The organism is Rhizobacter sp. P1_G5, assembly GCF_056405435.1.
On record NZ_JBFUCB010001200.1, the window covers coordinates 1 to 576 of the forward strand.

Annotated in this window: 1 protein-coding gene; it reads right to left on the reverse strand. The window is 72.7% G+C overall.

The window, feature by feature from the left end; all coding sequences use genetic code 11:
• Positions 1 to 576: phosphatidate cytidylyltransferase (locus AC1D12_RS34960; RefSeq protein ID WP_477845625.1), on the reverse strand; the 576-nt coding region annotated here is incomplete at both ends.

A 576-nucleotide genomic window follows, 5' to 3' on the forward strand; every position in this document is an offset into this window, starting at 1 on the left:
CTGCTGTCCTTGGCGCCGGCGGCACGCTTGACCAGCGATTCGACCAGGTCGCCGACCACGCTCATCGCGCAGAGGAACACCAGCGACAGCACCAGGCCGAAGACACCGAAGCGCTGCAGCAGCAGCGTGTAGAGGCTGGCCGAATCGGGCTGGATCGACCGGTCGAGCGCGATCCAGGCACCGGCCAGCACCAGCACGCCCAGCATGCCGCTCCAGACGCCTTCCCAGCTCTTGCCGGGGCTGATGGACAGGGCAAGCTTGCGGCGGCCGAAGGCCTTGCCGCCGAAGTAGGCGGCGATGTCGGCCGCCCACACCAGGCACAGCACCGACAGCAGGAAGTTGACGCCGATGGTCTTCGCACCGGCGAGCGCCAGCCAGGCCGTCCACAGCGCGGCCAGCCCGAGCACCCAGCGGGCAACCGTGGGCAGTTGCGGCCAGGCCCCCGGCCCGACCCGCAGCGCGAGCGCGCCGCCCAGCACCCACACCGCGAACGCCAGCCACCACGCGGGGCTGGCACCGGGGTGCACCCAGCCAGCCGCCATCGCGGCGGCACAGGCCGCGGCCAGCGTGACGCCC